Annotated in this window: 28 protein-coding genes, 1 other RNA gene and 1 riboswitch; of the genes, 6 read left to right on the top strand and 23 right to left on the bottom strand. The window is 33.6% G+C overall.

Annotation, left to right across the window (positions count from 1 at the left end):
- Nucleotides 1-26 precede the first annotated feature (26 nt).
- From rimI to brnQ, 6 genes are all read right to left on the bottom strand, one after another.
- On the bottom strand, nucleotides 27-593 hold the full coding sequence (gene rimI, locus AC1RPY_RS06905; RefSeq protein ID WP_481761944.1) for a ribosomal protein S18-alanine N-acetyltransferase: 567 nt from the start codon (nucleotides 591-593) through the stop codon (nucleotides 27-29).
- The gene (gene tsaB / locus AC1RPY_RS06900) at nucleotides 577-1,299 is read right to left on the bottom strand and encodes a tRNA (adenosine(37)-N6)-threonylcarbamoyltransferase complex dimerization subunit type 1 TsaB (RefSeq protein WP_481761943.1); all 723 of its coding nucleotides are present in this window, start codon (nucleotides 1,297-1,299) and stop codon (nucleotides 577-579) included. The genes rimI and tsaB overlap by 17 nt, the downstream gene beginning before the upstream one ends.
- Before the next feature lie 122 nt (nucleotides 1,300-1,421).
- The gene (gene galE, locus AC1RPY_RS06895; protein WP_481761942.1) at nucleotides 1,422-2,411 is read right to left on the bottom strand and encodes a UDP-glucose 4-epimerase GalE; all 990 of its coding nucleotides are present in this window, start codon (nucleotides 2,409-2,411) and stop codon (nucleotides 1,422-1,424) included.
- Nucleotides 2,412-2,532: 121 nt separating this feature from the next.
- Nucleotides 2,533-2,922 carry a tautomerase family protein gene (locus AC1RPY_RS06890; protein WP_481761941.1) on the bottom strand — a complete coding sequence of 130 codons (390 nt, stop codon included), beginning with the start codon at nucleotides 2,920-2,922 and terminating at the stop codon, nucleotides 2,533-2,535.
- Between the two features lie 13 nt (nucleotides 2,923-2,935).
- Nucleotides 2,936-3,457 (bottom strand): folate family ECF transporter S component, encoded by a 522-nt coding sequence (locus AC1RPY_RS06885; RefSeq protein ID WP_481761940.1) that lies wholly within the window; start codon nucleotides 3,455-3,457, stop codon nucleotides 2,936-2,938.
- Nucleotides 3,458-3,497: 40 nt separating this feature from the next.
- A riboswitch (THF riboswitch) is annotated at nucleotides 3,498-3,596 on the bottom strand.
- A 63-nt stretch (nucleotides 3,597-3,659) separates the two neighbouring features.
- Nucleotides 3,660-5,021: a branched-chain amino acid transport system II carrier protein gene (brnQ, locus tag AC1RPY_RS06880; RefSeq protein WP_481761912.1), complete on the bottom strand. Its 1,362-nt coding sequence runs from the start codon at nucleotides 5,019-5,021 to the stop codon at nucleotides 3,660-3,662.
- 95 nt (nucleotides 5,022-5,116) lie between these two features.
- On the opposite strand from brnQ, the gene AC1RPY_RS06875 reads away from it, so the two are divergent.
- The gene (locus tag AC1RPY_RS06875; protein ID WP_481761911.1) at nucleotides 5,117-6,094 is read left to right on the top strand and encodes an asparaginase; all 978 of its coding nucleotides are present in this window, start codon (nucleotides 5,117-5,119) and stop codon (nucleotides 6,092-6,094) included.
- A 61-nt stretch (nucleotides 6,095-6,155) separates the two neighbouring features.
- On the opposite strand, the gene AC1RPY_RS06870 is transcribed toward AC1RPY_RS06875, so the two are convergent.
- The 13 genes from AC1RPY_RS06870 to AC1RPY_RS06810 form a co-directional block, all read right to left on the bottom strand.
- Nucleotides 6,156-6,896, bottom strand: a complete 741-nt coding sequence (locus tag AC1RPY_RS06870; RefSeq protein WP_481761910.1) for an acyl-[acyl-carrier-protein] thioesterase — start codon at nucleotides 6,894-6,896, stop codon at nucleotides 6,156-6,158.
- Between the two features lie 12 nt (nucleotides 6,897-6,908).
- Nucleotides 6,909-7,790, bottom strand: coding sequence for a 16S rRNA (cytidine(1402)-2'-O)-methyltransferase (gene rsmI, locus AC1RPY_RS06865; RefSeq protein WP_481761909.1), 882 nt, complete (start codon nucleotides 7,788-7,790; stop codon nucleotides 6,909-6,911).
- Nucleotides 7,787-8,143 carry a DNA replication initiation control protein YabA gene (locus AC1RPY_RS06860; RefSeq protein WP_481761908.1) on the bottom strand — a complete coding sequence of 119 codons (357 nt, stop codon included), beginning with the start codon at nucleotides 8,141-8,143 and terminating at the stop codon, nucleotides 7,787-7,789. The genes rsmI and AC1RPY_RS06860 overlap by 4 nt, the downstream gene beginning before the upstream one ends.
- Nucleotides 8,144-8,165: 22 nt before the next feature.
- Nucleotides 8,166-9,173, bottom strand: a complete 1,008-nt coding sequence (gene holB / locus AC1RPY_RS06855) for a DNA polymerase III subunit delta' (protein ID WP_481761907.1) — start codon at nucleotides 9,171-9,173, stop codon at nucleotides 8,166-8,168.
- 12 nt (nucleotides 9,174-9,185) lie between these two features.
- Nucleotides 9,186-9,515: a cyclic-di-AMP receptor gene (locus tag AC1RPY_RS06850; protein ID WP_409021519.1), complete on the bottom strand. Its 330-nt coding sequence runs from the start codon at nucleotides 9,513-9,515 to the stop codon at nucleotides 9,186-9,188.
- A 19-nt stretch (nucleotides 9,516-9,534) separates the two neighbouring features.
- Nucleotides 9,535-10,176 carry a dTMP kinase gene (gene tmk, locus AC1RPY_RS06845; protein WP_481761906.1) on the bottom strand — a complete coding sequence of 214 codons (642 nt, stop codon included), beginning with the start codon at nucleotides 10,174-10,176 and terminating at the stop codon, nucleotides 9,535-9,537.
- Nucleotides 10,177-10,340: 164 nt separating this feature from the next.
- Nucleotides 10,341-10,583 (bottom strand): YaaL family protein, encoded by a 243-nt coding sequence (locus AC1RPY_RS06840; protein ID WP_481761905.1) that lies wholly within the window; start codon nucleotides 10,581-10,583, stop codon nucleotides 10,341-10,343.
- An 18-nt stretch (nucleotides 10,584-10,601) separates the two neighbouring features.
- On the bottom strand, nucleotides 10,602-11,201 hold the full coding sequence (gene recR / locus AC1RPY_RS06835; protein ID WP_409021522.1) for a recombination mediator RecR: 600 nt from the start codon (nucleotides 11,199-11,201) through the stop codon (nucleotides 10,602-10,604).
- A 27-nt stretch (nucleotides 11,202-11,228) separates the two neighbouring features.
- Nucleotides 11,229-11,543 carry a YbaB/EbfC family nucleoid-associated protein gene (locus tag AC1RPY_RS06830; RefSeq protein WP_409021523.1) on the bottom strand — a complete coding sequence of 105 codons (315 nt, stop codon included), beginning with the start codon at nucleotides 11,541-11,543 and terminating at the stop codon, nucleotides 11,229-11,231.
- A gap of 17 nt (nucleotides 11,544-11,560) precedes the next feature.
- Nucleotides 11,561-13,276: a DNA polymerase III subunit gamma/tau gene (gene dnaX, locus AC1RPY_RS06825; protein ID WP_481761904.1), complete on the bottom strand. Its 1,716-nt coding sequence runs from the start codon at nucleotides 13,274-13,276 to the stop codon at nucleotides 11,561-11,563.
- A gap of 87 nt (nucleotides 13,277-13,363) precedes the next feature.
- An RNA gene (ffs, locus tag AC1RPY_RS06820) (signal recognition particle sRNA small type) lies at nucleotides 13,364-13,450 on the bottom strand.
- Between the two features lie 47 nt (nucleotides 13,451-13,497).
- Complete coding sequence (gene tadA / locus AC1RPY_RS06815; RefSeq protein ID WP_409021525.1) at nucleotides 13,498-13,992, bottom strand: tRNA adenosine(34) deaminase TadA; 495 nt, start codon at nucleotides 13,990-13,992, stop codon at nucleotides 13,498-13,500.
- The gene (locus AC1RPY_RS06810) at nucleotides 13,993-14,595 is read right to left on the bottom strand and encodes a class I SAM-dependent methyltransferase (protein ID WP_481761903.1); all 603 of its coding nucleotides are present in this window, start codon (nucleotides 14,593-14,595) and stop codon (nucleotides 13,993-13,995) included.
- A 213-nt stretch (nucleotides 14,596-14,808) separates the two neighbouring features.
- Between AC1RPY_RS06810 and nrdH the strand changes: the two genes are divergently transcribed.
- From nrdH to nrdF, 4 genes are read left to right on the top strand one after another with little or no spacing between them, the layout of a single operon-like run.
- The gene (gene nrdH, locus AC1RPY_RS06805; RefSeq protein WP_481761902.1) at nucleotides 14,809-15,039 is read left to right on the top strand and encodes a glutaredoxin-like protein NrdH; all 231 of its coding nucleotides are present in this window, start codon (nucleotides 14,809-14,811) and stop codon (nucleotides 15,037-15,039) included.
- Nucleotides 15,039-15,419, top strand: a complete 381-nt coding sequence (gene nrdI / locus AC1RPY_RS06800; protein ID WP_481761901.1) for a class Ib ribonucleoside-diphosphate reductase assembly flavoprotein NrdI — start codon at nucleotides 15,039-15,041, stop codon at nucleotides 15,417-15,419. Before nrdH ends, nrdI begins: the two co-directional genes overlap by 1 nt.
- On the top strand, nucleotides 15,391-17,568 hold the full coding sequence (nrdE, locus tag AC1RPY_RS06795) for a class 1b ribonucleoside-diphosphate reductase subunit alpha (protein WP_481761900.1): 2,178 nt from the start codon (nucleotides 15,391-15,393) through the stop codon (nucleotides 17,566-17,568). The genes nrdI and nrdE overlap by 29 nt, the downstream gene beginning before the upstream one ends.
- A gap of 21 nt (nucleotides 17,569-17,589) precedes the next feature.
- On the top strand, nucleotides 17,590-18,582 hold the full coding sequence (gene nrdF / locus AC1RPY_RS06790; RefSeq protein WP_409021529.1) for a class 1b ribonucleoside-diphosphate reductase subunit beta: 993 nt from the start codon (nucleotides 17,590-17,592) through the stop codon (nucleotides 18,580-18,582).
- Between the two features lie 70 nt (nucleotides 18,583-18,652).
- Here the strand turns inward: nrdF and AC1RPY_RS06785 are convergent, their stop codons facing one another.
- Nucleotides 18,653-19,189: a DUF1648 domain-containing protein gene (locus tag AC1RPY_RS06785; protein WP_481761899.1), complete on the bottom strand. Its 537-nt coding sequence runs from the start codon at nucleotides 19,187-19,189 to the stop codon at nucleotides 18,653-18,655.
- A gap of 175 nt (nucleotides 19,190-19,364) precedes the next feature.
- The gene (locus AC1RPY_RS06780) at nucleotides 19,365-20,705 is read right to left on the bottom strand and encodes a hemolysin family protein (RefSeq protein WP_481761898.1); all 1,341 of its coding nucleotides are present in this window, start codon (nucleotides 20,703-20,705) and stop codon (nucleotides 19,365-19,367) included.
- Nucleotides 20,706-20,948: 243 nt separating this feature from the next.
- On the opposite strand from AC1RPY_RS06780, the gene AC1RPY_RS06775 reads away from it, so the two are divergent.
- On the top strand, nucleotides 20,949-21,587 hold the full coding sequence (locus tag AC1RPY_RS06775) for a DUF998 domain-containing protein (RefSeq protein WP_481761897.1): 639 nt from the start codon (nucleotides 20,949-20,951) through the stop codon (nucleotides 21,585-21,587).
- Between the two features lie 275 nt (nucleotides 21,588-21,862).
- On the opposite strand, the gene mprF is transcribed toward AC1RPY_RS06775, so the two are convergent.
- Both mprF and rplL read right to left on the bottom strand, forming a co-directional pair.
- Nucleotides 21,863-24,472, bottom strand: a complete 2,610-nt coding sequence (gene mprF, locus AC1RPY_RS06770; RefSeq protein WP_481761896.1) for a bifunctional lysylphosphatidylglycerol flippase/synthetase MprF — start codon at nucleotides 24,470-24,472, stop codon at nucleotides 21,863-21,865.
- A 594-nt stretch (nucleotides 24,473-25,066) separates the two neighbouring features.
- Nucleotides 25,067-25,435, bottom strand: coding sequence for a 50S ribosomal protein L7/L12 (rplL, locus tag AC1RPY_RS06765; protein WP_409021534.1), 369 nt, complete (start codon nucleotides 25,433-25,435; stop codon nucleotides 25,067-25,069).
- Between the last annotated feature and the right edge of the window lie 38 nt (nucleotides 25,436-25,473).

Here is a 25,473-nt window from a genome sequence, read left to right as displayed (position 1 = left end):
CCTCTTTCAACTTAATTCATATTCCTTTATTTTAATTTAAGCAACATATCAACAGCATCTTGCCCATCTTCAACATAATAATTCTCTCGGATACCCACTTTAGTAAATCCTAATTGGTGGTATAGATTTAAAGCCGTCTGGTTATCACGGCGAACCTCTAAACTAACTGTTCTAAATCTCATTAAACGAGCACGCCTTGTAATAGACGTTACCAAAAAGTTTCCCATCCCTCTACCCTGACATTCAGGTAGAACAGCAATATTCGCAATATGTACGTCTCCCGTTATTGCATCCGTTGAACAACCAATAAAGCCTAACATTTTATCTTCCTTACGTAAGACTAAATAAAGTGTTTTGCTTTTTTGGCAAATTTCGCCTTCAAATATTTTTGCACTCCATGGTGATTTACCATCATAAACTGCTTTTTCAATCTCAAGTAGTTCCGGAATATCAGGTACAACAGCACGTGTCATAAAATAACTTTCATTTCTAATTTTAATTCTATGATTCTGAAAAACTAATGTCCTAACAGGTTCATCTGGTCTTAATTCTGGAATAATTTGTTTCACTCGTGCTTTAAATTTTTTCAACATAGGTATTATGATCCTTATCTGAATGGGTTTCTAACCATTGCGTCTCTGCTTGCGTTAATCGTAAATAATTCGGAATAAATGTCTCCTGATTAGCGGGCTCTTTATCTTTACCAATTAATCCCAAAATAAATGCCTGAGGAATATTTAAAAATGAAGCTGGAAACTGTGCCTGATCACCTAAAATATCGATAATTTGTTGTTTAAATAAATCGACATCAGTTCCAACAAAAATTTGTGGTCGGTTACGCTCTTTTAATTCAGTCACCCAAGTCACAAGTTCTCTATGCTGGTCTGGTAATTCATTTACAAGCTCATTATCATTTTTATACAAACCTGAGAATACGTAATTCCTACGTGCGTCAAATAACGGTACAATATCAGAATCACTATTTGTGGAAATACCTGCAGCCAACATTGCTAAACTAGAGACACCAACTAATTCACAATCTAATGTAAATGCTAGTGTTTTAGCTGTGGCAACGCCAATCCTGAGACCAGTAAAAGATCCTGGACCTTGTGCAACCACAATTCGGTCTAGCTCTGCAGGCTTAATACCTGCTAATTTCATGACATCAGAAATTGCTGGCATCAATGTAATACTGTGATTTTTTTTTATATTCGTTGTGATAGTTGCTAATAATGCACTATCTTCTAAAACAGCGACGCTGAGTGGTATATTCGATGTATCAATTGCTAAAATTTTCATTCATATCTTCCTTTATCTCTGCTTTGTTAACATTTTAGCACAAAAATAGTATCACAAATTTTTTCTAAGAGAAAATTAACAAAAAAATAGGACAAATAATTGTCCTATGGTTAATAACTAATTTATTTTGAAAATCCATTTGGATGCGTCTGTTCAAAAGTCCATGCTGTCTTAATGATATCTTCCATATTTTCATACTTAGGAGCCCAACCAAGAATTTCATGTGCTTTTTCACTTGCTGCAATTAAAGTTGAAGGATCACCTGCACGACGTGGTGCAATTTCTGCAGGAATTTCTTTACCTGTTGCACGGCGTGCTGCTTCTAGAATTTCCATATTTGAAAATCCATTAGATGAACCCAAGTTAAAGGCATTACTTTCATTTCCCGCAAGTAAGTAATCTAAGGCGCGAATGTGCGCATCTGCTAAATCAAGAACATGCACGTAATCACGGACGTTTGTACCATCTTTGGTATCATAATCGTCCCCAAAAATTTGTAATTTTTCACGTTCTCCGTTAGCAACTTGTAAAATAATTGGAATTAAATGTGTTTCAGGATTGTGATCTTCACCGATGCTACCATCTGGTTTTGATCCAGCAACATTGAAATAACGTAATGCGACAAACTTAACACCATCTGCAACGTCAGTCCAGTGCATAATTTTTTCCATGGCTAATTTACTTTCACCATATGGATTTGTTGGAATTTGAGGGTCATCTTCATGAATTGGGACAACTTTAGGTTCACCATATGTTGCAGCTGTTGAAGAAAAGACGATTTTTTTAACGCCAACTTCAGTCATGACTTCAAGTAAATGAATCATCCCTGCTGTATTATTGTCAAAATATTTTAATGGTTTTACCATTGATTCACCAACAAGAGATGAAGCTGCAAAATGAATAACTGCTTCAATATCCTCATTTTTGAAAACATTGCGCATAAAATTTTTATCCGCAATATCTCCTTGATAAAATTTTGCCTTTTTATTAACAGCCTCTAAGTGCCCTGTCACTAAATTATCGACAACAACAACATCACGACTATTTTCTACTAATTGATCAACAGTATGTGAACCAATGTAACCTGCGCCACCCAAAACTAAAATTGACATTTAAATTCCTCCAAATAGTTTATTTTCTTTATTATAACTTATTTTAGTAAATTTATCAGTGATTCACCCTTCTTTAGCAAATAAATAGACGACGAAAATAAATTCGCCGTCTGGTTAATTTCTATAAGTCACCCGTTAAAAATTGTGCTTGGCCCATGCCAAAGCTCCAATCTTCATCAGTATTAGTTGTTAAATTAATCATTAAATCTTCTGGTCTCAATCCAACTTTTGTTTGTAACTGTTGCATTAACTGTTGATAGAAGGTTTCTTTTTGCTCTGTCGTTCTTGGTCGCGTTGTTAAACTAAAGACCAATACTTCTTTTGTTCGCATAAATCCAAGCCCAGTATCTAAAATTTGCATTTCATTTATTGGATGTTGAGTGACAATTTGATATCTGTCACTAACTGGTGCGCCAAATGAATTAAGCATTACATCATAAGCAATATCTAAAATTTCTTTTATTTGGCCTTCAGAACGGCCTTCAATCATATCAATTTTCATCAATGGCATAGATTGAATCCTCCTATAATCGTTTACCTAATCTTTGGATTTGTTTATTATTACCAACCATATATAACAAAATAATTTGAATTGGAATTAAAATTAAATCTTTGATAGCACGTGCATAGATAATTGTCCAAGGTGACTGGTACATTAATACTAGCCAGAATGTATTTAACAATAAATCAATAACAACGACATTGATTAATACGGCAATAATAATTCGCGGTAACGTAAATGGTTTTTTATAAAATACAAGTCCATAGAAAAACGCACCTAAGAAAGCAGATAGCGAGAATCCCCAGAAAAATGTACCTCCTTTACTGAATAATACTGTTCCAAGTAAATCCGATAAAACAGAACCAATACCACCCAGTAATGGGCCAAACCACGCCGCTAATAGATAAGTCGCAATAAAAGTGAAACTTATCCGTAACGTCAATACCTGATACGATAATAAATTAGTTAGAATAATTTGACCAGCCAATAATAGACCCATCACCGCTATATTCTTTGCGGTTAACCTCTTTGTTAAATTTTCCATGATTCAGACATCTCCTCGTTGGAGTTGCCACATTGTGGTATGCGGCGAATGCGAAAACACAACCGCAGCTATCGCTAGCCTTCGTCCAAAAGACACATTCCGTCCTTTTGGCACTTAACGCTGTATTCTCTACCCCGAAATTTTGTATTTTACTACTTGTGTAGTATACCACTAAAAAGAAAATAACTTTGGGTGTTTCTTTTTAATTTATTTTCTTTTCACGAATCATAAAAATTAGTCCCATAAGTAATCCTAACGCAGCAGGAACTATCCAACTTAAGCCAATATTAAACAGTGGTAAATAATGATTTGCAAATGCTAACATATTTTTAGCAAAAGCTAAATTTTTAATTGAAATTGGCATCGCGTTTAGTCCATCAAAAATGGCACTAAAAAGCGTTAAAACGGTTAACCATTTGTAGATAATGCTGACTTTTAAGTCATACTTATTTAAAGTAGGTTCTAAACAGGCAGCAATCATCAATACAATAGCAAGTGGGTAAAGCAACATCAAAACTGGTGTTGATAATGTAATTAATTGATCTAACCCAACGTTGGCAATTAAACAACTAATCACACAACCAAGTGTTAAATACAATTTATAGCTACCATGACCAATAATTTCAACACATGTTTTAGCACATGCGCTAGTCACGCCAATTGCCGTTTTAATACAAGCAACAACAATAATTGCAGCAAGAAAGAAACTTCCGAATTGTCCAAAATAACGTTGAGCAACTTGAGCTAAAATAGCACCACCATTACCAGAATGTGGAAATACACCCAGACTCGTTGCCCCAAGATAGGCCAAGCATGTATAGATGATTCCCATCAAAATAACACTGATACTACCAGAATAGATAATCCCTTTAGTAATTGATTTAGGATTCGTAATACCTAAATCTTTAATTGTATCCACAATGATAATACCAAAAGCCAAACCAGCGAGTGCATCCATAGTGTAATATCCTTGCCCAAAAGCAGACATAAAAGCACCATTCTTGTAAGAACTTGTTGCGGGGAAATCTGAAAAATTACCCATTGGCTTAATAAATACAAATAACAATAAAATAGCCAACGCACATAAAAATATGGGATTTAAATACTTACCAACATAGACTAATATCTTGGTTGGTTTAACTGCCAAAAGCCAAACTATTGTGAAGAATAAAATTGAAAATAATAATAGCCATACTGAATGTTGGCTGGCTTTAATATGTGGTGCAATTCCAATTTCAAACGGAATAGTTGCTGATCTTGGACCTGCAAATAGCGGTCCAATAGTTAGGTAGAGCAACATTGTGAAAATTATGCCATACGTTCGATTAACCTTAGAGGCTAAATCGAAAACTCCCCTACTTTTAGACAATCCAATAGCAATTACACCTAAAAAAGGTAACCCAACACCAGCAATTAGAAAGCCTAAATTACCTATCCACAGGTTTTGTCCGGATTGTTGACCTACAAAGACTGGAAAAATTAAATTTCCCGCGCCAAAAAATAAACCGAATAACATTGAGCTAATAAATAAATACTCATTCTTACTTAATTGTTTTTCTTTCATTCTCATAACCACCTTATCTGTTCATATACAGTAACAAATTCATAGTCAAAGTACAATATAATATGTATAATCTAAGTGTCAGCAAGGAGGAAAATATGAAAAAAATATTAATTTTACACACTGGTGGTACAATCGCCATGTCTGAAAATCAAGAAACAGGCGCAGTTGCACCTGGTGCAGAAAACCCTTTAAACCAAGTTGAAAATCCATTTGGTGATCGTTTCGATTTAATCACTGAAAATATTTTTAACTTACCATCCCCACATATTGGCCCCATAGAGATGCTAATTATTCAAAAAAGAATTATGCGTGCATCCGCGGAAGCGATTGATGGTATTGTTATTACTCACGGTACGGATACATTAGAAGAAACTGCTTATTTTTTAGATCTTACATTACCGAACCATCTACCTGTCGTTTTAACAGGTGCTATGCGTTCCGCAAATGAAATAGGCTCAGATGGCTTACACAATTTTCAAACAGCCATCTTAACTGCAGCAAGTGATGATGCAGTTGATAAAGGTGTCTTAGTTGTTATGAATGATGAAATTCATACAGCACGCTATGTAACAAAAACACATACAACAAATGTCGCAACTTTTAGAACACCAACGTTTGGCCCAATTGGTAGTATCGCTAAAGATAACGTGACCTTTTTTGCCGAATTGCTAAGCCAGACTTGCTTAGCAATCGACAAAGTTGTTGATCATGTTTATTTAATTAAGGCTTATGCTGGAATGGATGCTGATTTACTTGGTTTTCTTAATAATGACCAAACGAACGGTATTGTCATTGAAGCTCTTGGTGCAGGAAATCTTCCCCCACAAGTTTTAGCTAATCTTCAAAAATTAATTGATCGCGATATTCCAGTTGTAATTGTTTCACGTTGCTTTAATGGCGTGGCACAAGATGTTTACGACTATGAAGGTGGTGGCGTTCAATTGAAAAAAATGGGCGGCATCTTCTGTCGTGGCTTAAATGGTCAAAAAGCAAGAATCAAACTATTGGTTGGATTAAGTGCTGGTCTTGAAAAAGAAGAACTCTCGATTTATGTCGCAGATGCTTTATCATAAAAATATAAAAAATGCTCTGAGTAACTGGATAGACTTCCAGTTACTCAGAGCATTTTTTATTCTAACGTTTCGTCCACTCACAGTCAGCTTCACAATAAACATCATCACCAATTTTAATCTGGTGATGTGTCGTTAAGTTATCAATAACAACGATACTATCTATCTTATGACCATAGTGAATTTCTTTTTCATATTTAATATTCATATGTTTCAAATCATGTGACATTAAAAAGTCTTCTGACAATGAATCTAATAACCAATCAAAATATTTTGAATTGTTTACATGTTGATTTGGATCAATATCAAAGAATCGAACGTCATATGATTTTTTAGCAGCTATTGTATCTTCTTTCATGATACCAACTGGTTTCTCCAAACGCTCAATTCTTCGTGTATATTCAGCACCAAAAGGTTCAATAACTTCTGGCAATACACGAGTCATTTTACGTGTTTTATGATCCATTAAAACAAATACAGCATGAATATGTGCACACTCATTACCTGCTTCATCATGAACCCAGAAATCTCGGTAACAGAAGAAACGATTGTACGAAACAGCCTCAGTAGTTAATGTTAAATTCTCATCAATATGTGGTATTCTCGAAATATCAATAAGATATTGTGTAATAACCCAACCAAAGCCCAAATTTGTTAAATCTTTTTCAGTAATTCCTAAGCTATCACTTTGGTCTGTTGAAACCAAAATAATCATGTTAATTAGCATTGCTACTGTCACACGCCCACTTTTATCGCCTTCATAGTAAACCGCACGATGTAGCTCACTAAATTTATTATCTGCCAATATGTTCACTCCTTAAATCTGATGATACAGATTATAAACTTCTTGTTTTTTCATCTCTTGTTTCTTAGCAATCTCTTTTATCGCATCATTAGTTTTCATACCTGTTTCAATCAAATAATCAACTTGTTCTTCAATTGACATATTAGCCAGATGATCAACTTCCGTTGCTTCTGGCGAATCATTTCCCTCAACAATTACACAAAATTCTCCACGGACTTGCTCAGTGCCAGCCCATTTGATAGCATCATCCAGTGTTCCACGCAAGAATTCTTCATAACGTTTAGTTAATTCTCGGCATAGTACAACTTTACGCTGACCACCAAGGCTAGCAGCTATTTGTGTTAATGTTTTTTTCAAGCGATGTGGTGCTTCATAAAAAATAAGCGTCATTGTTTGATTTTTCAACTCAGCTAATTCTTCTTTTTGACTCTTAGGTTTTCGCGATAAAAAACCATAGAATAAGAACGGTTGTGGCGCTAATCCAGAAGCTATTAATGCAGTGATCCCGGCATTTGCCCCAGGAAGTGGCACAACTGGAATCTTAGCTTCAATACATGCTTTAACAAGATCATGCCCAGGATCACTAATTGATGGCATTCCTGCATCACTTACTTGTGCGATTGATTGACCAGCCAATATTTTATCAACAAATTGCGGAATACGTTCTTGCGTATTATGTTCATGAAAACTCAATTGACTTGTTTCAATTTCAAAATGATTTAATAATTTTTGTGTGTTTCGTGTATCTTCGGCTGCTATATAGTCAACCTCTTTTAAAATATCAATCGCTCTAAACGTCATATCAGATAAATTACCAATTGGTGTCGGTACTAAATATAATGACCCAGTTGTCCCTTTACCTTGAAAACTGCTTTGTGCTGCTATTTCACTCATACTTCGCGCTCCCCATAAATTAAATCTAAACAGAAAGCACAAGGTTCATCATCGACTCGACGTGATCCGTACATCCCTTCAATATTACAAATATGAAAACCTTGATCATATAATTTTTCTAAGTTTTGACGTGATTTTGACAGATTTGCATCGGAAGATTCATTAAAATTCTTAGACGTTTGTCGTTCTATTTCACTTAATCGTTCTCTCAAATGTTGGTTTTCAATCTCCAATTCAGCGTTATTTTCAAGAACACCAGTCATATCAGATTTTATTGTTTCAAAACTCGATAACATTTTTTTCATTTCTTCCTCGATAGCTATAAAATTATCATATAGTTGACGCTTATCCACAAAATCACCTTCATTTCATATTTTATAAATCTATTAATTTTAACGTTGTTACTTCAATTGCACTTTGAAATGTCATATTTATTTGGAGCATCGTTTTAATTTGTAAACAACCATCTAATATAGCAACTAACTTTTTATCACTAATCATTTGAGTTATTTTATCAATTTCAGTTAAACGATTAGAAAAACTCACTTGTTCCTTACGATTATAACGGACAAGTAAACAATCACGCGCTAACAGTACCATTAAATCAACCATCAATGCCTGTTGTTGTTTTTCTTTTGCGAGTGGCACTAGTTTTGTTTGTACCAAAATGAAACTTTCAGCATCATTTTTCAATAATTTACTGAACCAATTCCAAACTTGATTTGTCATTTCAGTAAAATTCTCATCTTGTGCTAATGCTACAGCATGGCTTGTACTCTCAGTTACATGAACAAGTAACTGAGCCTGATCTTTCAAGATACCTTGATTTAATAAATTTTGAATCAATTTTTCTTGAGAGAGTGCGACAAAATTAACCAGTTGGCACCGTGATTGAATAGTTGGCAAAATTTGATTTTTATTTTCTGTTAATAAGAAAGCTTTCACATTTCCAACAGGCTCTTCTAAAAATTTAAGTAAACTGTTCGCAGCACTAGCTGTCATACTCTCAGCTTTTTCAATTATAAAAATCTTTTGGCTACCTTCAACACCACTTTTTGAAAATTCTGATTTCAAAAATCGAATTTGATCAACTTTAATTGACTGGCCTTCAGGCTTAACACTCACGATATCAGGGTGATTACCTGATAGAATTCGTTGACATTCACCACATACACCGCAAGGCTTTTGATCCTCGTCAGCAGTACAAAAGAGTCGCATTGCAATCCATTGTGCTAGTTCAACCTTACCAATACCTTCTGGTCCGGAAAATAGATAAGCATGGGCTAACTTATTTGTTATTATCAATTTTTCAAAATGTTCAATTAATTTTGGCTGTAATTCTTGAATTTTAATATTACTGGTTTCATCAGCTAATTCTGTCATTACTATTTACTCCTAAAATTGATGAAACTCTTCTACTGGTAAGACAAATACTGTTGCACCACCAACCTGAACTTCTAATGGAAATGGTACTTGTGCATCCATTGAAACATCTAAGTTAACAGGGGGGGCCATAAATTGTTCACGCGTTGATGATGTCTCTTTAATGATTTGTAATACCTCATCAACACGTTCATCTTCAATACCAATTAAAAAGGTTGTATTACCAGACTTTAAAAAACCACCAGTTGTTGATAGTTTTGTTGCACGGACATTTGAATCTATAAATATATTGCTTAATCGGTTACTATCTTTATCTTGAACAATCGCTGTAATTAATTTCATTTGAATTCCCTCATTTCATTTATTTAAAAGACTCGGGTAATTTTTTCTTCAGAACGTCAATACAATCGTCAATTACTTTTTCCAAAGGTTGCGCCGCATTAATGGTTATAATACGTTCTGGATTTTTCACTGCTAATTGTTGGTATGCTTTGCGTACTTTTTGATGGAACTCTAACTTTTCATCATCTAAACGATTTATTTCATTTTGACGATGCTCAAAAATTCGTTTTAATCCAATTTCTGATGGTACGTCAAAGTATAAAGTTAAATCAGGTTCTGTTCCATTTGTTGCAAATAGGTTCATATCAGCAACCGCTTGCGTTCCGATATCTCTACCAGCACCTTGGTAAGCAATTGAACTATCAACATAACGATCACATATTACAATTTTATCTTCCTTAAGTGCTGGGAAAATTATTTCTGCGATATGCTGACGTCTTGATGCTGCAAACAATAATGCTTCAGTTCGTTTATCCATCTCTGGATAATCTTGATTTAAGACAACTTCACGAATGGCTTCAGATATCGGACTTCCACCTGGTTCACGTGTTATAACTAATTCTTTTACCAAGTTATTTTGTATCTTTTTTATAATACCTTTTAAGGCACTCGTTTTGCCGGACCCATCTGGTCCTTCAATCGTTATAAATTTTCCAGTCACATTAACGACCCCAATACTTATTATTATTGTACTTGAATCTTAAAAACCTGTCCATAAGATAAACCTACTATTAGTATACTATCTCTTATTTAATAAATCTAATCAGCATTTCACAAAAAAACGCCAAGACAAGTTAGGCGAATTGTCTCAACGTTCTTTCTAATTTAATGTGTGATTACTGAAGCCTGCATATGCCCTTTAACTGAACGAACACGCGCTTCATTATAGAGAAAGAAATATCTTTTTCTTGCCATCTGTGTTTCATTAATTAATTCTTCATCAACTTCGTAAATGGCCTCTTCAGTTTGTTTGGCTTGATCCCATGCTATTTTAGCGAGATCAATTGACTCTAGCAACTTAGCGTCATACTCTTTACGTAATTTAAGTTTTGTTTTTTTATTAAACATTACACCGTCAGCTCATTTCTATATTTCAGTACGTCCTTCAATCGCTTTAAACAACGTCATTTCATCTGCGTACTCAATATCGCTACCTACAGATAGTCCATGGGCTAATCTTGTCACTTTAATTCCAGCCGGTTTAATCAATCTCGATAAATACATTGACGTTGCTTCACCTTCTGGCGTTGCATTTGTCGCAATAATAACTTCCTGCATATCGGGATGCGATTGAAGACGTGTTAATAAACTTGTGATATTAATATCTTCCGGCCCTTTACCTTCAATTGGTGATAATACACCATGAAGCACGTGATACAAGCCGTGATACTCTTTCATTTTTTCTAAAGACATCACATCTTTAGGTTCTTCTACAACAATAACTTTGGTTTGATCACGTGATGAATCAGAACAAATCTGACAAGGATCTTCTTCAGTAATATTGCCACAGATACTACAATAATGTAGGTCTCGTTTGGCAGATATTAGTGATTTAGCAAAATCGGTGACATCATCTTCATCCATATCAATTGTAAAAAAAGCTAATCTTGTAGCAGTTTTACCACCAATACCTGGTAATTTCATATAACTTTCAATCAATTTTGCGATAGGTTCAGGATATTGCATTTTCTTTAGCCTTCTTTAATTTTAAGTTTATAGTCCAGGCATCCCTTGAGAATATTTACCCAATTTATCAGTTGTTGTTTTTTCAATTTTTGTCATAGCATCATTAACAGCCATAATAATTAAATCTTGTAACATATCAACATCATCAGGATCGACTGCTTCTTCTTTAATCATGATATCAGTCATTTTTTTGTCCCCTGTAAAGGTTACCTTAACTAAATCATTTGAAGCTTCGCCAACAAATTCAGTTGCATTCAAAGCCTCTTGGTCTTTTGTCATATCTTTTTGTAATTTTTGCATTTGTTTCATCATACCTTGCATATTACCATTTCCACGCATCATTATTAATTACTTCCTTTCTAATCCTGTTTAATTTCTATATTTTCTGTTCCAAAAATTTCTTCAGCTTTTGAAACAATTGGTTCTACTACTTCAGGTTCTGGCTCAATAATTGTTTCAGTTCCCTCGTGCTCATTTTGTTTAATGTAAGATTTTCGGACTTCTGGCCATTGCTCTGCTGTAATACAGACCACCTTAGGGACATGATGTAATAATCGATCTAACCCATTACCTAAAGCATCGAGTAACTCTGTATCACTTGAAGCTTTGACAGACAAGAATTCGTAATTAAAACTAACAAGTACACTGTCAGGACTAGCCGCAACCGGTTCACTAGCTTGCATAATCGCACGTTGTGTAACTGAAAGTTGATGCAACAACTCTGGCCAAACCTGTTTTAATTGTACCAAACTTTCTTTTGTTGCGTGATCTAAAATAGGATAAATTTGAGATAAATTTAATGTTGCTTTTTTTTGAGTAGAGGCAACTTTTTTAGGCTTAGCTATTACTGCCACTTGCGGTTGATTATCATTCTGACTTAAATCAATTATTTGCTTTTTCAAGTCTTCAACTGTTTTAGTTAAATTATTAATTTGTTTAGATGCATCTGAACTTAATTCTGATTGAGTCGTCTCCGCAATCGTATCAGAGGTATTAAATTGTGATAATCGAATTGTTAATACTTCTAAATAAACATCTGGATGTGTTGTAAATCGCATTTGTTGTTGAATTTCATTTAAAACATTTATCATTTGGTATAAGAAATCAGCAGAAATAGTCTGTGATAAGTTTTTAAAATCATCATTAACCATCCCTAATTCTAGTTGATTAATAAGTGCTGGTGCTTGCTGATATAATAGTAAATCACGACTATAGGCAATTAAATCTTCGATTAATCTAGTTGAATCTTTACCTTCGTCTATAATTGCTTGTATCGTTTCTAATGCCTCAGTAGTCGCTTTTTGACTAACTTCCGTGACGTAATTCTGTATTTTATCCTGTGTTACACTACCGGTTACTAACAAAGCATTATCCAAAGTCACCTTGTTATCACCGAATGAAATGACCTGATCTAAAATACTCAAAGCATCCCGCATTCCACCTTCAGCTGCTTTAGCGATAACTTTAAGCGCTGGTTCTTCATATTCAATTCCTTTTTCAGACAAAATATAAACCATTCGTTCATAACTGTCAGCTGGCGTAATACGCTTGAAATCAAATTTCTGAGTTCTAGAAATAATGGTTGCTGGAATCTTATGTGGTTCCGTTGTAGCAAGAATAAAAATAACATTTTCAGGTGGTTCTTCAAGCGTCTTCAAGAGTGCATTAAAAGCACCCGTAGATAGCATATGAACTTCATCAATAATATAGATTTTAAAATCAGCTTGTGTGGGTGCATACTTTACTTTGTCACGGATATCACGAATTTCTTCAACCCCATTATTAGAAGCGGCATCAATTTCGATAACATCGTTTAATTGACCATTCGTAATAGCGATACATGTCTCACATTTGTTACATGGTTCGCCATTTTCCTGGAAGTGACAATTAACTGCCTTAGCAAAAATTTTAGCTGCGGACGTTTTACCTGTTCCACGTGGACCATTAAAAATGTATGCATGACTTGTTTGTTGTGTCATAATTGCATTTTTCAACGTCTGCGTAATCATGTTTTGTCCAACTAAATCACTAAATTTTTGTGGACGCCAGACACGGTATAAAGCTTGGTAACTCATCACAATCTCTCCTTTCAAAATCTATAAATAGCTTTTTAAATAAAAAAATCTCTCAGCCATTTCTGACTAAGAGTCTTAAATAATCATAATTACTTAAGGCACAAAGTGAATCAAACTTAGTGCTGCTTCCTTCCGGATCTGACACAATTCGTAAGCACACTATTGCCTTAAGGCCTTGCGGCAATTATTATAATACATTAAATTCCAACAAAAAGCTACCTTTATGATTGCTTTTTTTCTTTTCTTTTACGACGAACTTCTCTAAAGAATGATTGGAGTAGGTCTTTGGCTTCATCTAATAATAATCCAGATTCTACTTTTGCTTGATGATTAAATCGTTCATCCGTTAATAAGTTCCCAATGCTGCCTGCAGTTCCTGCTTTAGGATCAAATGCACCAAAGTAAACTTCGGGGATTCTTGAATTGATAATCGCACCACTACACATTGGGCATGGTTCTAGTGTTACGAATAATTGCGCATCTACAAGACGCCAGCTATGAATCGTAGCACAGGCTTCTTGGATGGCTAAAATTTCAGCGTGAAGGGTTGCATCTTGCACGTGTTCACGAATATTATGGCCTCGTCCAATAATCTCACCATTTTGTACAACAACACAGCCAATTGGTACTTCACCAATAATTTTTGCATTTCTTGCTTCATATAAAGCTTCGCGCATAAAAAATTCTTTTTGTTCTTCAGTTAATTTTTCTACCATTTACTTCACACTCATTAAAATATAGTAACCTTTATCTTTTAAAATAATGTCACAATTACCAAAAACTTCAGTCATTCTCTTTTGAGCCGAACTTGCCCCTTGTTTCTTTTGTAATACAGCAAACAATTGTCCGCCAACTTTTAAATGGTCGAATGCGCCACTTAAAATTTCATGAACGACCTCTTTGCCTGCTCTAATAGGCGGGTTTGTAAGAATTGCAGCATAATCTGTCTTTTTTACATGACTGTATGCGGCAGATTCAAAAACTTCTATATTATTAATTTTATTGATTACCGCGTTCTTCTTTGCTAATTCTAATGCTAATTCGTTTACATCTGTCATGTCTATTTTTCGTTCTGGTTGATTCTTGGCTATAGCAAGTCCTATTGGACCGTATCCACATCCAACATCTAAAATATTTCCCGGAATTATTTTTTGTTGCTCAACTGCATTTAATAAAACTCTTGAACCAAAATCGACTGTTTTTTTTGAAAATACACCATTATCTGTGGTAAACTTAAACTCGTTGTTCAACAGTTTAAATGTCCATTCTTTTTCATCATGAATAACATCTGGATTTTTCGAAAAATAATAATTCGTCATATTTTTACCTACTTTCTCAATAGTTTCTATAATACGGAGAAAATCGAATTTTCGCAATCAAAATTTAATATAAACAATCCAAGACCTTGAACACTACATCTTGTGTGATGCAACTTAAAATCACACTAAATGTAGTGTTTTTTTCAATTGATTTTTGGATTATGTGTTGTATACTTATCTTATTAAACAAAACAACAAAGGGGAATTTATATAATGAAAAAAGTTACTGTATTTACAAAAAACAACTGCATCCAATGCAAAATGACAAAACGTTTTTTAGAAGAAAACAACGTCGACTTTGATGAACGTAACATTTCCGAAGACGATAACGCAATCGATTACTTGAAAGGCCAAGGTTTCCAAGCTGTTCCTGTTATAGAAGCTACTGGATTCGATACAATCGCAGGATTTCGTCCTGATATGCTTAAAAAGTTGGCAGTCTAATGAAAATTGTTTTCTTTAGCATTACTGGACAAACACGACGCTTCATCAATAAAATTGGCTATCCTTCATTTGAAATCGATCCAACAAACCCGCTTATTGAATTAAATGAACCCTATATTTTAATTGTTCCAACTTATGAAATTGGGCTCACTGAATCGGTCAACGACTTTATTGAATATCAATCAAATAGAGAAAATATACTGGGTGTTGTTGGCGGTGGGAACCGCAACTTCGCCCAACTTTTTATTTTTACAGCCAAAGATATCGCAACCGACTATCACGTCCCATTATTATATGAATTTGAATTCAATGGCACTGAAGAAGATGTAATCAATATGAAGAAAGTAGTTGATGAAATTGACATTAAAAACGTTAAATAGTGATAAAGTCACTTATTATGATTTAAATAATGAAATTAATATTCCCGTAGACGGTCAAATCCCACTTCAAAAAGATCAAGAAGCCTTAACCGCCTTTTTGAAAGAAAATGTTGCTGAAAATACAATGCAATTTGATTCATTAAAAGCACGTTTTGATTATTTAATTGACAACAACTATATTGAAACTGATTTTTATAATAAATATGACTTCTCATTTATAGAGGAGCTCTACGCTTATTTAGCAGCTCAAAAATTCCATTTCGGTACATTTATGGCTGCCTACAAATTTTATGCTCAATACGCACTTAAAACTGATAATAATGCCTATTACCTTGAAAATTATATTGATCGTGTTGCAATGAACGTTCTTTACTTTGCTGATGGTAATACAGAACTAGCTATGAATTTAGCTGACGAAATGATTCATCAACGTTACCAACCTGCTACACCTAGTTTCTTAAATGCCGGTCGTAAACGTCGTGGAGAATTAGTTTCTTGCTTCCTAATTCAAATTACTGATGATATGAATGGTATTGGACGTGGCATTAACTCAGCACTTCAATTATCTCGAATTGGTGGTGGTGTTGGTATTACGCTCAGTAATTTACGTGGCGCAGGTGCACCAATTAAAGGGATTGAGGGCGCTGCTTCTGGTGTTCTACCCGTTATGAAATTATTAGAAGATAGTTTTTCATATTCTAACCAACTAGGACAGCGTCAAGGTGCTGGAGTTGTCTATTTAGACGTCTTCCATCCAGATATTGTTGCTTTCCTGTCAGCTAAAAAAGAAAATGCTGATGAAAAAATCCGTGTTAAAACTTTATCACTAGGCATCACTGTACCTGATAAATTTTACGAACTCATTAAAGATAATGCAACGATGTATCTTTTCGATCCCTACGGTGTTGAAAGAGAATATGGAGTCCCTTATTCCTATGTTGATATCACAAAAGAATATGACAATATGGTTGCCAATAAAAATATTAGTAAAAAAACGATTCTTGCCCGCGAATTAGAAACTGAAATTTCTAAGCTGCAACAAGAGTCAGGCTATCCTTATATTGTCAATGTTGATACAGCAAATCGCGCAAACCCAATTGATGGTAAAATCATTATGAGTAATCTTTGTTCAGAAATCATGCAGGTTCAGACACCATCAACTGTGAATAATGCACAAGGCTACGATGTTATGGGGACTGATATTTCATGTAACTTAGGCTCAACTAACATTGTTAATATGATGGCTTCTCCAGATTTTGGCCGTTCAGTTGATTCAATGGTTCGCGCTTTAACTTTTGTAACTGATAGTTCAGATATTGATGTTGTGCCTCCTATTCAACATGGAAATAACTTAGCGCATACCATCGGTTTAGGTGCAATGGGCTTACATGCCTACTTCGCTAAAAACCATATGCATTATGGTTCAGAAGACTCAATCGATTTCACTAGTGTTTATTTTATGATGCTTAACTATTACTCATTAAAATCATCAAATGCTATCGCTAAAGAAAAAAATGAAACATTCCATAACTTTGAAAAAAGTACTTATGCAACTGGTACCTACTTTGATAAGTATCTTAACGAAGATTGGGGCCCTACTTCTGATAAAGTTGCTGCCTTATTTGATGGCATCGACATCCCTAATCAAGAAGATTGGGCGACTTTGAAAGCTAATATTCAAACTGACGGTCTTTATCATCAAAATAGATTGGCTGTTGCACCTAATGGCTCTATTTCATATATTAACGATACTACTGCCAGTCTTCACCCAATTATTAACCGAATCGAAGAGCGTCAAGAAAAGAAAATTGGAAAGATTTACTATCCAGCTCCTTACCTTTCAAATGACACGATTCCATACTATACTTCTGCATACGACATGGATATGCGTAAAGTTATTGACGTTTACGCTGCTGCACAGGAACATATCGATCAATCACTTAGTTTAACTTTATTCATGCGTTCAACGATTCCTGAAGGCCTCTACGAATGGAAAAATGGTCGGACAGATAAAATGACAACACGTGACTTAAACATTTTGCGTAATTATGCGTATAATAAAGGTATTAAGTCAATTTACTACATCAGAACCTTTACTGATGATCAAGAAGAAGTTGGCGCAAACGCTTGTGAGAGTTGTGTTATCTAAACTGTAACGGAGGAAAGTTAAATGAATAATGATAGTTACAAAGCAATTAATTGGAACGAAGTTGAAGATCAAGTTGATAAAGCAACTTGGGAAAAACTAACAGAACAATTTTGGTTAGATACACGTATCCCCCTTTCAAATGATTTAGATGATTGGCGTACACTGAGTCCTGCAGAAAAAACATTAGTTGGTCATGATTTTGGTGGGCTAACATTGTTGGATACGGTGCAATCACAAGATGGGATGGAAGCGTTGCGTCATGATACACGGACTGCCCACGAAGAAGCTGTTTTAAATAATATTCAATTTATGGAATCGGTTCATGCTAAAAGTTATTCATCAATTTTTTCAACGTTGAATACAGCTTCAGAGATTACTGAAATTTTCGAATGGACAGACAAAAACGAATTTTTACAAAAAAAAGCACAACGTATTAATGGTATTTACCAAAACGGGTCACCATTGGAGAAAAAAGTTGCTTCTGTTTTTCTTGAAACGTTCTTATTCTACTCTGGTTTCTATACGCCACTTTACTATTTAGGCCATAACAAACTGGCAAACGTTGCTGAAATTATTAAATTAATTTTACGTGATGAATCTGTTCATGGTACCTTCATTGGCTATAAATTCCAATTAGGATTCAACGAACTTTCTGAAGAAGAACAAGGTAAAATGAAGACCTGGATGTATGACCTTCTGTTTGAATTATATGAAAACGAAGAAAAATATACCCATGAACTTTATGATGAAGTTGGTTGGACTGAAGAAGTTTTAACCTTCTTACGTTACAATGCCAACAAAGCTCTAATGAATTTAGGCCAAGATCCTTTGTTCCCTGATACAGCTTCTGATGTTAATCCTGTTGTCATGAACGGAATTTCAACATCAACATCTAATCATGATTTCTTCTCTCAAGTTGGTAATGGCTACTTACTTGGTAGTGTGGAATCAATGGATGATTCAGATTATGAAATTGGTGAAAGCGGCCAAATGAAACGTCGTCCTAAACGTTAGAAAAAAATCCTTACTATCAGCCTAAAAACTGATAGTAAGGATTTTTTATTTAACAGTTTTAACTTTACAATTACAGTAACATTCCCACTATTCCCGCACAAAGTATCAATATTCCTATAATGACCATCCATACACCTGATAAACGATTTAATTTCTCACGATGACTAGAATCCTGCGTTATTTTCTTCATCCTAAAGTTGGTATATTTATTAGGAACCGTTTTAGGCGCATAGTTTCCTAAGATGATCAGCAATGTTCCCACTATCAGTGCAACACTGCTAATAATATTAACCTGATGTCCCAACGCGGTAGCAAATATCATTGTTGCTAAAAGTATTGATAAGATTGGCGTAATCCAAATTAAAGCTGTATCTAGTTTCTTATTTTGACGATTAGTGTTATCTATTACCATTATCACCACATTGATTAAAATCATCAATAATGGGAACCCAATAATAACTAGATTTTTATCACCATACTGATCAATATTACCACCTATATTCCAGTGAATCGGAATTTTATTGGGTAATTTGTGATACAAAACTACTCCCATAATCATTGGAACAAATCCAAATAAGATGGCGCTGATATTCCTTTTATTTTTCATAATTGTCTCCTCCTACCAGATATTGTGACCATTTTAAATAATTCGAAATAGTCGTTTGATTCAAATTAATATGGTTACTACTTTTACCAATTGGCAAGCTATAATCCTTACCAGTAATGTAGTAAAAAAAATAGCATTTAGAGCTAATTAAAAACTAACCCTAAATACTATTTTTTTAAGCGTTCACTTTGTTAATCACTCTTTTATCTGTTGGTAAAACAGTTACTTCAAATTCTGAAATATAAGCATTTTCATAGTCCAATGCCTTAATATTAAAATTAGCAATTTTCATTTCATCATTAGCTCGAAATTTTGAGTCATTATTAAGCACAAATCCAGTAAGCGTCACCGCTTCACTTTCTTCCGTTTCTTTAAGCGTTGTATCAAAATATCTTTCAAAATCATATAATGTCACTTTACCTGAAACTTTAAATTTATTGTTTCCCATATCTACTATATTATCGTCATTCGTATCATCAAATTCTTCTCTAACAACACCAAATAATTCTTCATAGATATCTTTATCTGTAACAATCCCTGAAGTCCCACCATACTCATTAACGACGATAACGATTGGTGTTCTCTTAGATACCATAACATCCATAATACTATGAACTTCAGCATTTTCTTGAACGGCCGGAATATCACGCATAATTGTTGAAATCAAATTTGTCTTATCAATTTTTTCCTGTCGCAATAAATCATAACTATAAACGTACCCGATAACTTTATCTTTATCATTGTTAGCAATAACTGGGAACCTTGAATATCTAGTTCTCCAATATAAATTAACAACGTTTCTAATTGAATCGTCTACGTCTACTGCAACCATCGATGTTCGGTCAATCATGATATCTTCTGCCACTTTATCATTCATATCAAATGCTCGTCGCATGAATGTTAAATCTTCTTCATCAAGTTCACCAGCATTTGCGGATAATCGAGATAATGAGAGAATTTCAGTTTGCGAATAAATATCTTCTTCATTTTCAACTTCATAACCTAACAAATGCGTAATCCAATTTGCTGAACGATCTAAAATCCAAATTAATGGGTATAACACAATATGGAAAAACATAATAGGACGGACAATAAATAATAATACTGGCAATGGATCTGCAATTGCAATATTTTTAGGTACTAAATCAGTAAAAACAGCATGAATAACAGTAAAAATAAGAATTGCAGCAACCGATGCAATAGCATTTGCCATAGCCGCGGGTAATATATTTGATTGTATAATCGCATCTGCTATTGTTTTTTCACCAATCCAACCTAAAATCAAACTAGTTGAAGTGATTCCAACTTGGGCCGTTGACAGATACTCCGTTAGGTTCTCCGTCATATGAATAGCCCGCTTAATATTTTTAAGCGGCTTTTTCCCATACATATCTTTCAATGCACTAATACGGACACGAACCAACGCATACTCAGTCAGTGTAAATAACACAGACAAAAGTAATATTGCGATAATAACAATTACATTCACTAAATAATTTTCCGGACCAGAATCCAAGGTAACACCCTACTTTCAATTTGTTGTAATTTCTTAACTTCCATTATATCAAAAATATTGTTCATAAACTAGTTAACACTTTATCATTATATCTAAAATAAGGCTATCTAAATCGATATATCTTGGTATTATCTTAATTATAATTAAGAAGTGTCATTTTTAATTAGCCTTTTCGTAAACAACTATTACTTAAATAAGTTATAATAAAATTATCATATAAATAATTAGAATTGGGGATCTATAATGAATTTTTTAAAGAAATATGGTTTTTATTTAATGGCACTTGCCGTTATAAGTGAGTGGATTTTGCCTTTAGCATTAGCACCATTTGTACCTGGTTATTTGCAATTCACTAATTTAATTAGTGATTTTGGGGAAGTTGGCGTTCCAACTCATATGGCATTTAAAGTTTGGGAAGTTATAAATGGACTTCTTTTCTTACTTTCAGCACCAGCTTTCTATGAATATTTTAAAGGTACGTCAAAAAAATTAGCCAGCTGGTTTACCGCTATGTTAATTATTTTTAGTATGACCGATTGTCTTTTAACAGGAATTTTCGATCGTGCACTCACATCAAATACACAAAGCATTACGGGTATGATCCACAATTATTCGTCAGGCATTGGCGACACCGCTCTTTTGATTAGTATGTTTTTTTTATTAAAACTCTATCAAAAGCAAGGTAAAAAACTAATTACAACCCTTTTATTAGTTGCCTTTATTATTTCACTAGGAATTCAATTTTTATTTGTTTATCCAAGAATTATGCCAGATTCACAATTTAAAATTCCTTATCGTGGTTTGTGGCAACGTTTAAATTTATGGTTACTCTATATGCCATTTTTATTAATCTCTATCAAAAATATGTTTAAAAAAAGATAATACTAATTAATGAAATGCCTCACAATTATTAGACATAAGTCTAGTAATTGTGAGGCATTTTTATATCTAAATAATCGAGTAAGAAAGCAATCATCATACGCAGTTTCCAGACTAAAAGTACGTTAAATTAACTATTTGTTCACTACATTTAGAGTTTCTTTTGCTTCATAACAAACGTATTTCTTGCAAATTAAAAGACATAATTCCGATATTTTACCGGAATTATGTCTTGGTGTCTCAAATAATATATATCTCTACCCTTTTAATATACTATATTATCTAATATTCTTTATTAAAAACTTCATTATAGGGCTAGGCATTCTATCCTTTTTATCTACTGATTTTTTTTGATTTACAACTGCTAAAATCTGTAATAACGTAAAGGCAATCGAACTACGTTTCCTAAATGAAATATATTTTGGCTGCCATTTAGTTACATATTTATTTTTATACTTCTTTAGTCCCTGGAAACCATAAAAATGATACCCATATTCATAAATTAAATGAGCTATTTTTTCTTCCGCAAAACTAAATTTAGATTCACCTACATTCGACAATGGTGCCATACCCATATCGAATAATTCATAGCCGCCTTCTTTTGCTTGTTGAAAAAGGCTAATAAAGATTTTATCCATAATACCAGATGGCGCTTCTTCTCTACTATATCTCATCAAATCAATCGATAAGACCCTATTATTTCCGGTTGGCATCATTGTCGCAAAGGCAACCTTATGTCCCTCAGAATCATTAATAATAGCAATAGGCGCTTGATTAAGATAATATTCATCGAAAAATCCTAAAGAAAATCCTTTTTCAGCTTGTCCATTCAGCCAACTATCAGATATTTTTTTCAATTCTTGAATAGTTTCCTTTGAATAAGGGGGCTCGATCATTGCAAATGTATAGTTTTCTCGTTCAAATTTATTCATTAAAGCACGTTCAGAACGTCTTTTTTTACCAGCCAATTCAAATTCAGCTACTCTAACAAAACCTTCTTCACCCGTTTTAATGAAATCAAATCCAACTTCATGTAACATCATTGTTAACTTCGCATCAACTTCATAAAAAACTAATTCTAATCCTTCAATATCTGCGTCAACAATAAATTGATTAATTGCTTCACGAATAAACTCATGATTACCAACAGGTTCACCCATAACCACTAATTTATTCGATTTTTTTTGATAAAGGAAAAATACTTCGTCCTGTCCATCATTTTGATAGAAATAAACATTTTTATCCTTTAAAAATGAAAGATGACTGACTTCATTACCACCATAAGTATCAATTACATTTTTAACACGATCTGCTGGAAAATCTTGCTTACCAAATCGTTTATCCTTACCAGATAAGTACGTAAATGCAATCCATAACACCACAACTGCAGAAAGTAAACCTAGGAATCCTGATAGCCATATCTTTTCTGAAGGAAATAAGAATACATCTGGAACTTTACCCTTAAAGTGGAATTCTGGCATGTTATAGAATCCTACGATTGTGTATAAAATGAATGTTCCAGCAAATATACTTCCATCAATTAATAAACGGCCCCATGAATATTCAAATCTTTCACGATAAAATATTGGTTTAGATAATAGTGCACAAATGAGAATGATAGTTAAGAAAATAAGTATTGTTACTGAGAAATCATGCCACAATGTATTAGCAATACCCACGACAACAAAGATAATCATTGGCCAATAGACACGTTTAACTTTAGATTCAATACCTCGACCAATCCCAATCATTAAGAATGCAAGTATAATATTACTCATTTGATGAATGAAATAAAAGGTATAAGGATATAAGTAATTAATAATTGGATTAGTAAATGTAAATTCTGGAACCGTTGAAGCAAGTAATAAGATGATACCTGTCATATAGAAAAATAACACAAGTATAAAATGTGCTACTCTACTGAGTAAGATAACTGGTAGTCCATTTAAGTACTCATTAAGACGATGTCCTGAATCTTTAACGAATAATAATACCCCCACTAAGAATGGGAATATATAATAAAATAATCGATAAAACAATAACCAGATAACAGCTGTGCTATCCTGTACACCTAATGTTTGTAACCCTAAAATCATAAAGACATCAAAAGAACCTAACCCACCCGGAATCATTGAAATAACACCGATAATTGATGCGATAATAAATAACGGGAAGACAGCAACTAAATTAGATGTATCAACATTCATCATAAATCCGATATAAATGAAAAATAAACCAGCAGATCCCCATTCTAAGGAAGAGCCAAGTATTAACGTTAGTTCACGACCTAATGTTAAATCTGCAAAAAATTCTGAATCTCTTGTCTTTGTAATAATAAAAACAATTGGAAAATATAGGCCACCTAATAACAACCAGACCCAATACTGTCCGAATTGTGGTCCAATATTTAATCCAAAAATCATGAATAAAGAAACCCAACAATATAGTGATAGACCCGCAACTAAAAATAATGCTATTTTTGATATAGCAAATAGCACCTGTTTTTTAGACGCATTTTTACTATAAAAATTAGCTCTAAGTGATGCACCTAGTAGGCCACCAAATCCTGCTATGTTAGTCATTGTATTCGTTATCCAACCGCTTTGAAGAATGTATCGCCAAGAATACTTTTCTGGTAAAAATTTAACCATGACAAAATCATAAATCATCATCGGAAGGACAGCAATAAATCCAATTACCAACATTAATATAATGGATTTTACTGACTGTGATTCAAAACTTTGCTGAACTTGTTCACCATTTATATCCTTAAATATTTGTCCAACTTGGATAATAACAAAAATTAAAACTGATAAAACAAATAAAAGCTTAATTGCTGTTAATCTTTTTTTAATAAATTCATTACACGTACTAATTATTTTTTTCATTTTTTGAATCCCCCGATTTATTTTTTGTTACTTATACTCCCCCCGGAATATATAATACTATTTTTTCTTTTGTTCTACGTAACCTTCATTTCACAATAAAGTCTATATCGTTAATAAAATTAATGTAGTCTATGTAAAATTTGGTATAAAATAACTAACATCACCATAAAAATAATTTGCTTCGATCTAGTTACTATTTCTAAATTAACTCTTTTATCTACATACTAACTAATTTTAAATAAGCGCTGGTGATCATGCCAAACTGTGGACATTAATAAATAACTAATGATGTATATAGAAAAAGTTTAACATTAATTAATAATTCGACGAATTTCTAATTTTAAAGAGATTTCAAACGCTAATATTGGAATAGTTATCGCTATCCTTTAAATAGACGCTTCTAATTATGTTCGTTTATAGCTTACCCCCTCTACATTTTGTCCATTTTATTCAATATTTTTTCAGATATATGTTTATTTAAATACCTTACCACGATTTATTAACATAACCAAACATTTTGCAAAAAAATAGCACGATGATTTCCAATAAATTGGAAATCATCGTGCTTAAAATTATTCAAAAATAAAAATATTATTATTTGAGAGTAACTACTGCGCCAACTTCTTCTAAAGAAGCTTTCATTGCTTCAGCTTCGTCTTTAGAAATACCTTCTTTGATAACTGATGGAATGTTATCAACTAAACCTTTAGCGTCTTTAAGGCCTAAACCTGTAATTTCGCGAACGGCTTTGATAGCTTTAACTTTTTGGTCGCCAGCTTCTGTTAATTCAACAGTAAATTCTGATTTTTCAGCAGCAGCTTCGCCAGCACCAGCGCCAGCAGCAGCTACAGGAGCAGCAGCTGAAACACCGAATTCTTCTTCGATTGCTTTAACTAAGTCGTTTAAATCTAAAATGCTTGCTTCTTTTAAATCAGCAATGATTTTTTCTGTATCTAATGACATGTGTGTATCCTCCATTTTATGTGTACGATTTTGTGTGT

Source organism: Dellaglioa sp. CoH-56-MRSF-12, from assembly GCF_056782075.1.
The sequence above is the reverse complement of the archived record's forward strand: the minus strand, read 5'-3'. Positions and strand labels throughout refer to the sequence as shown.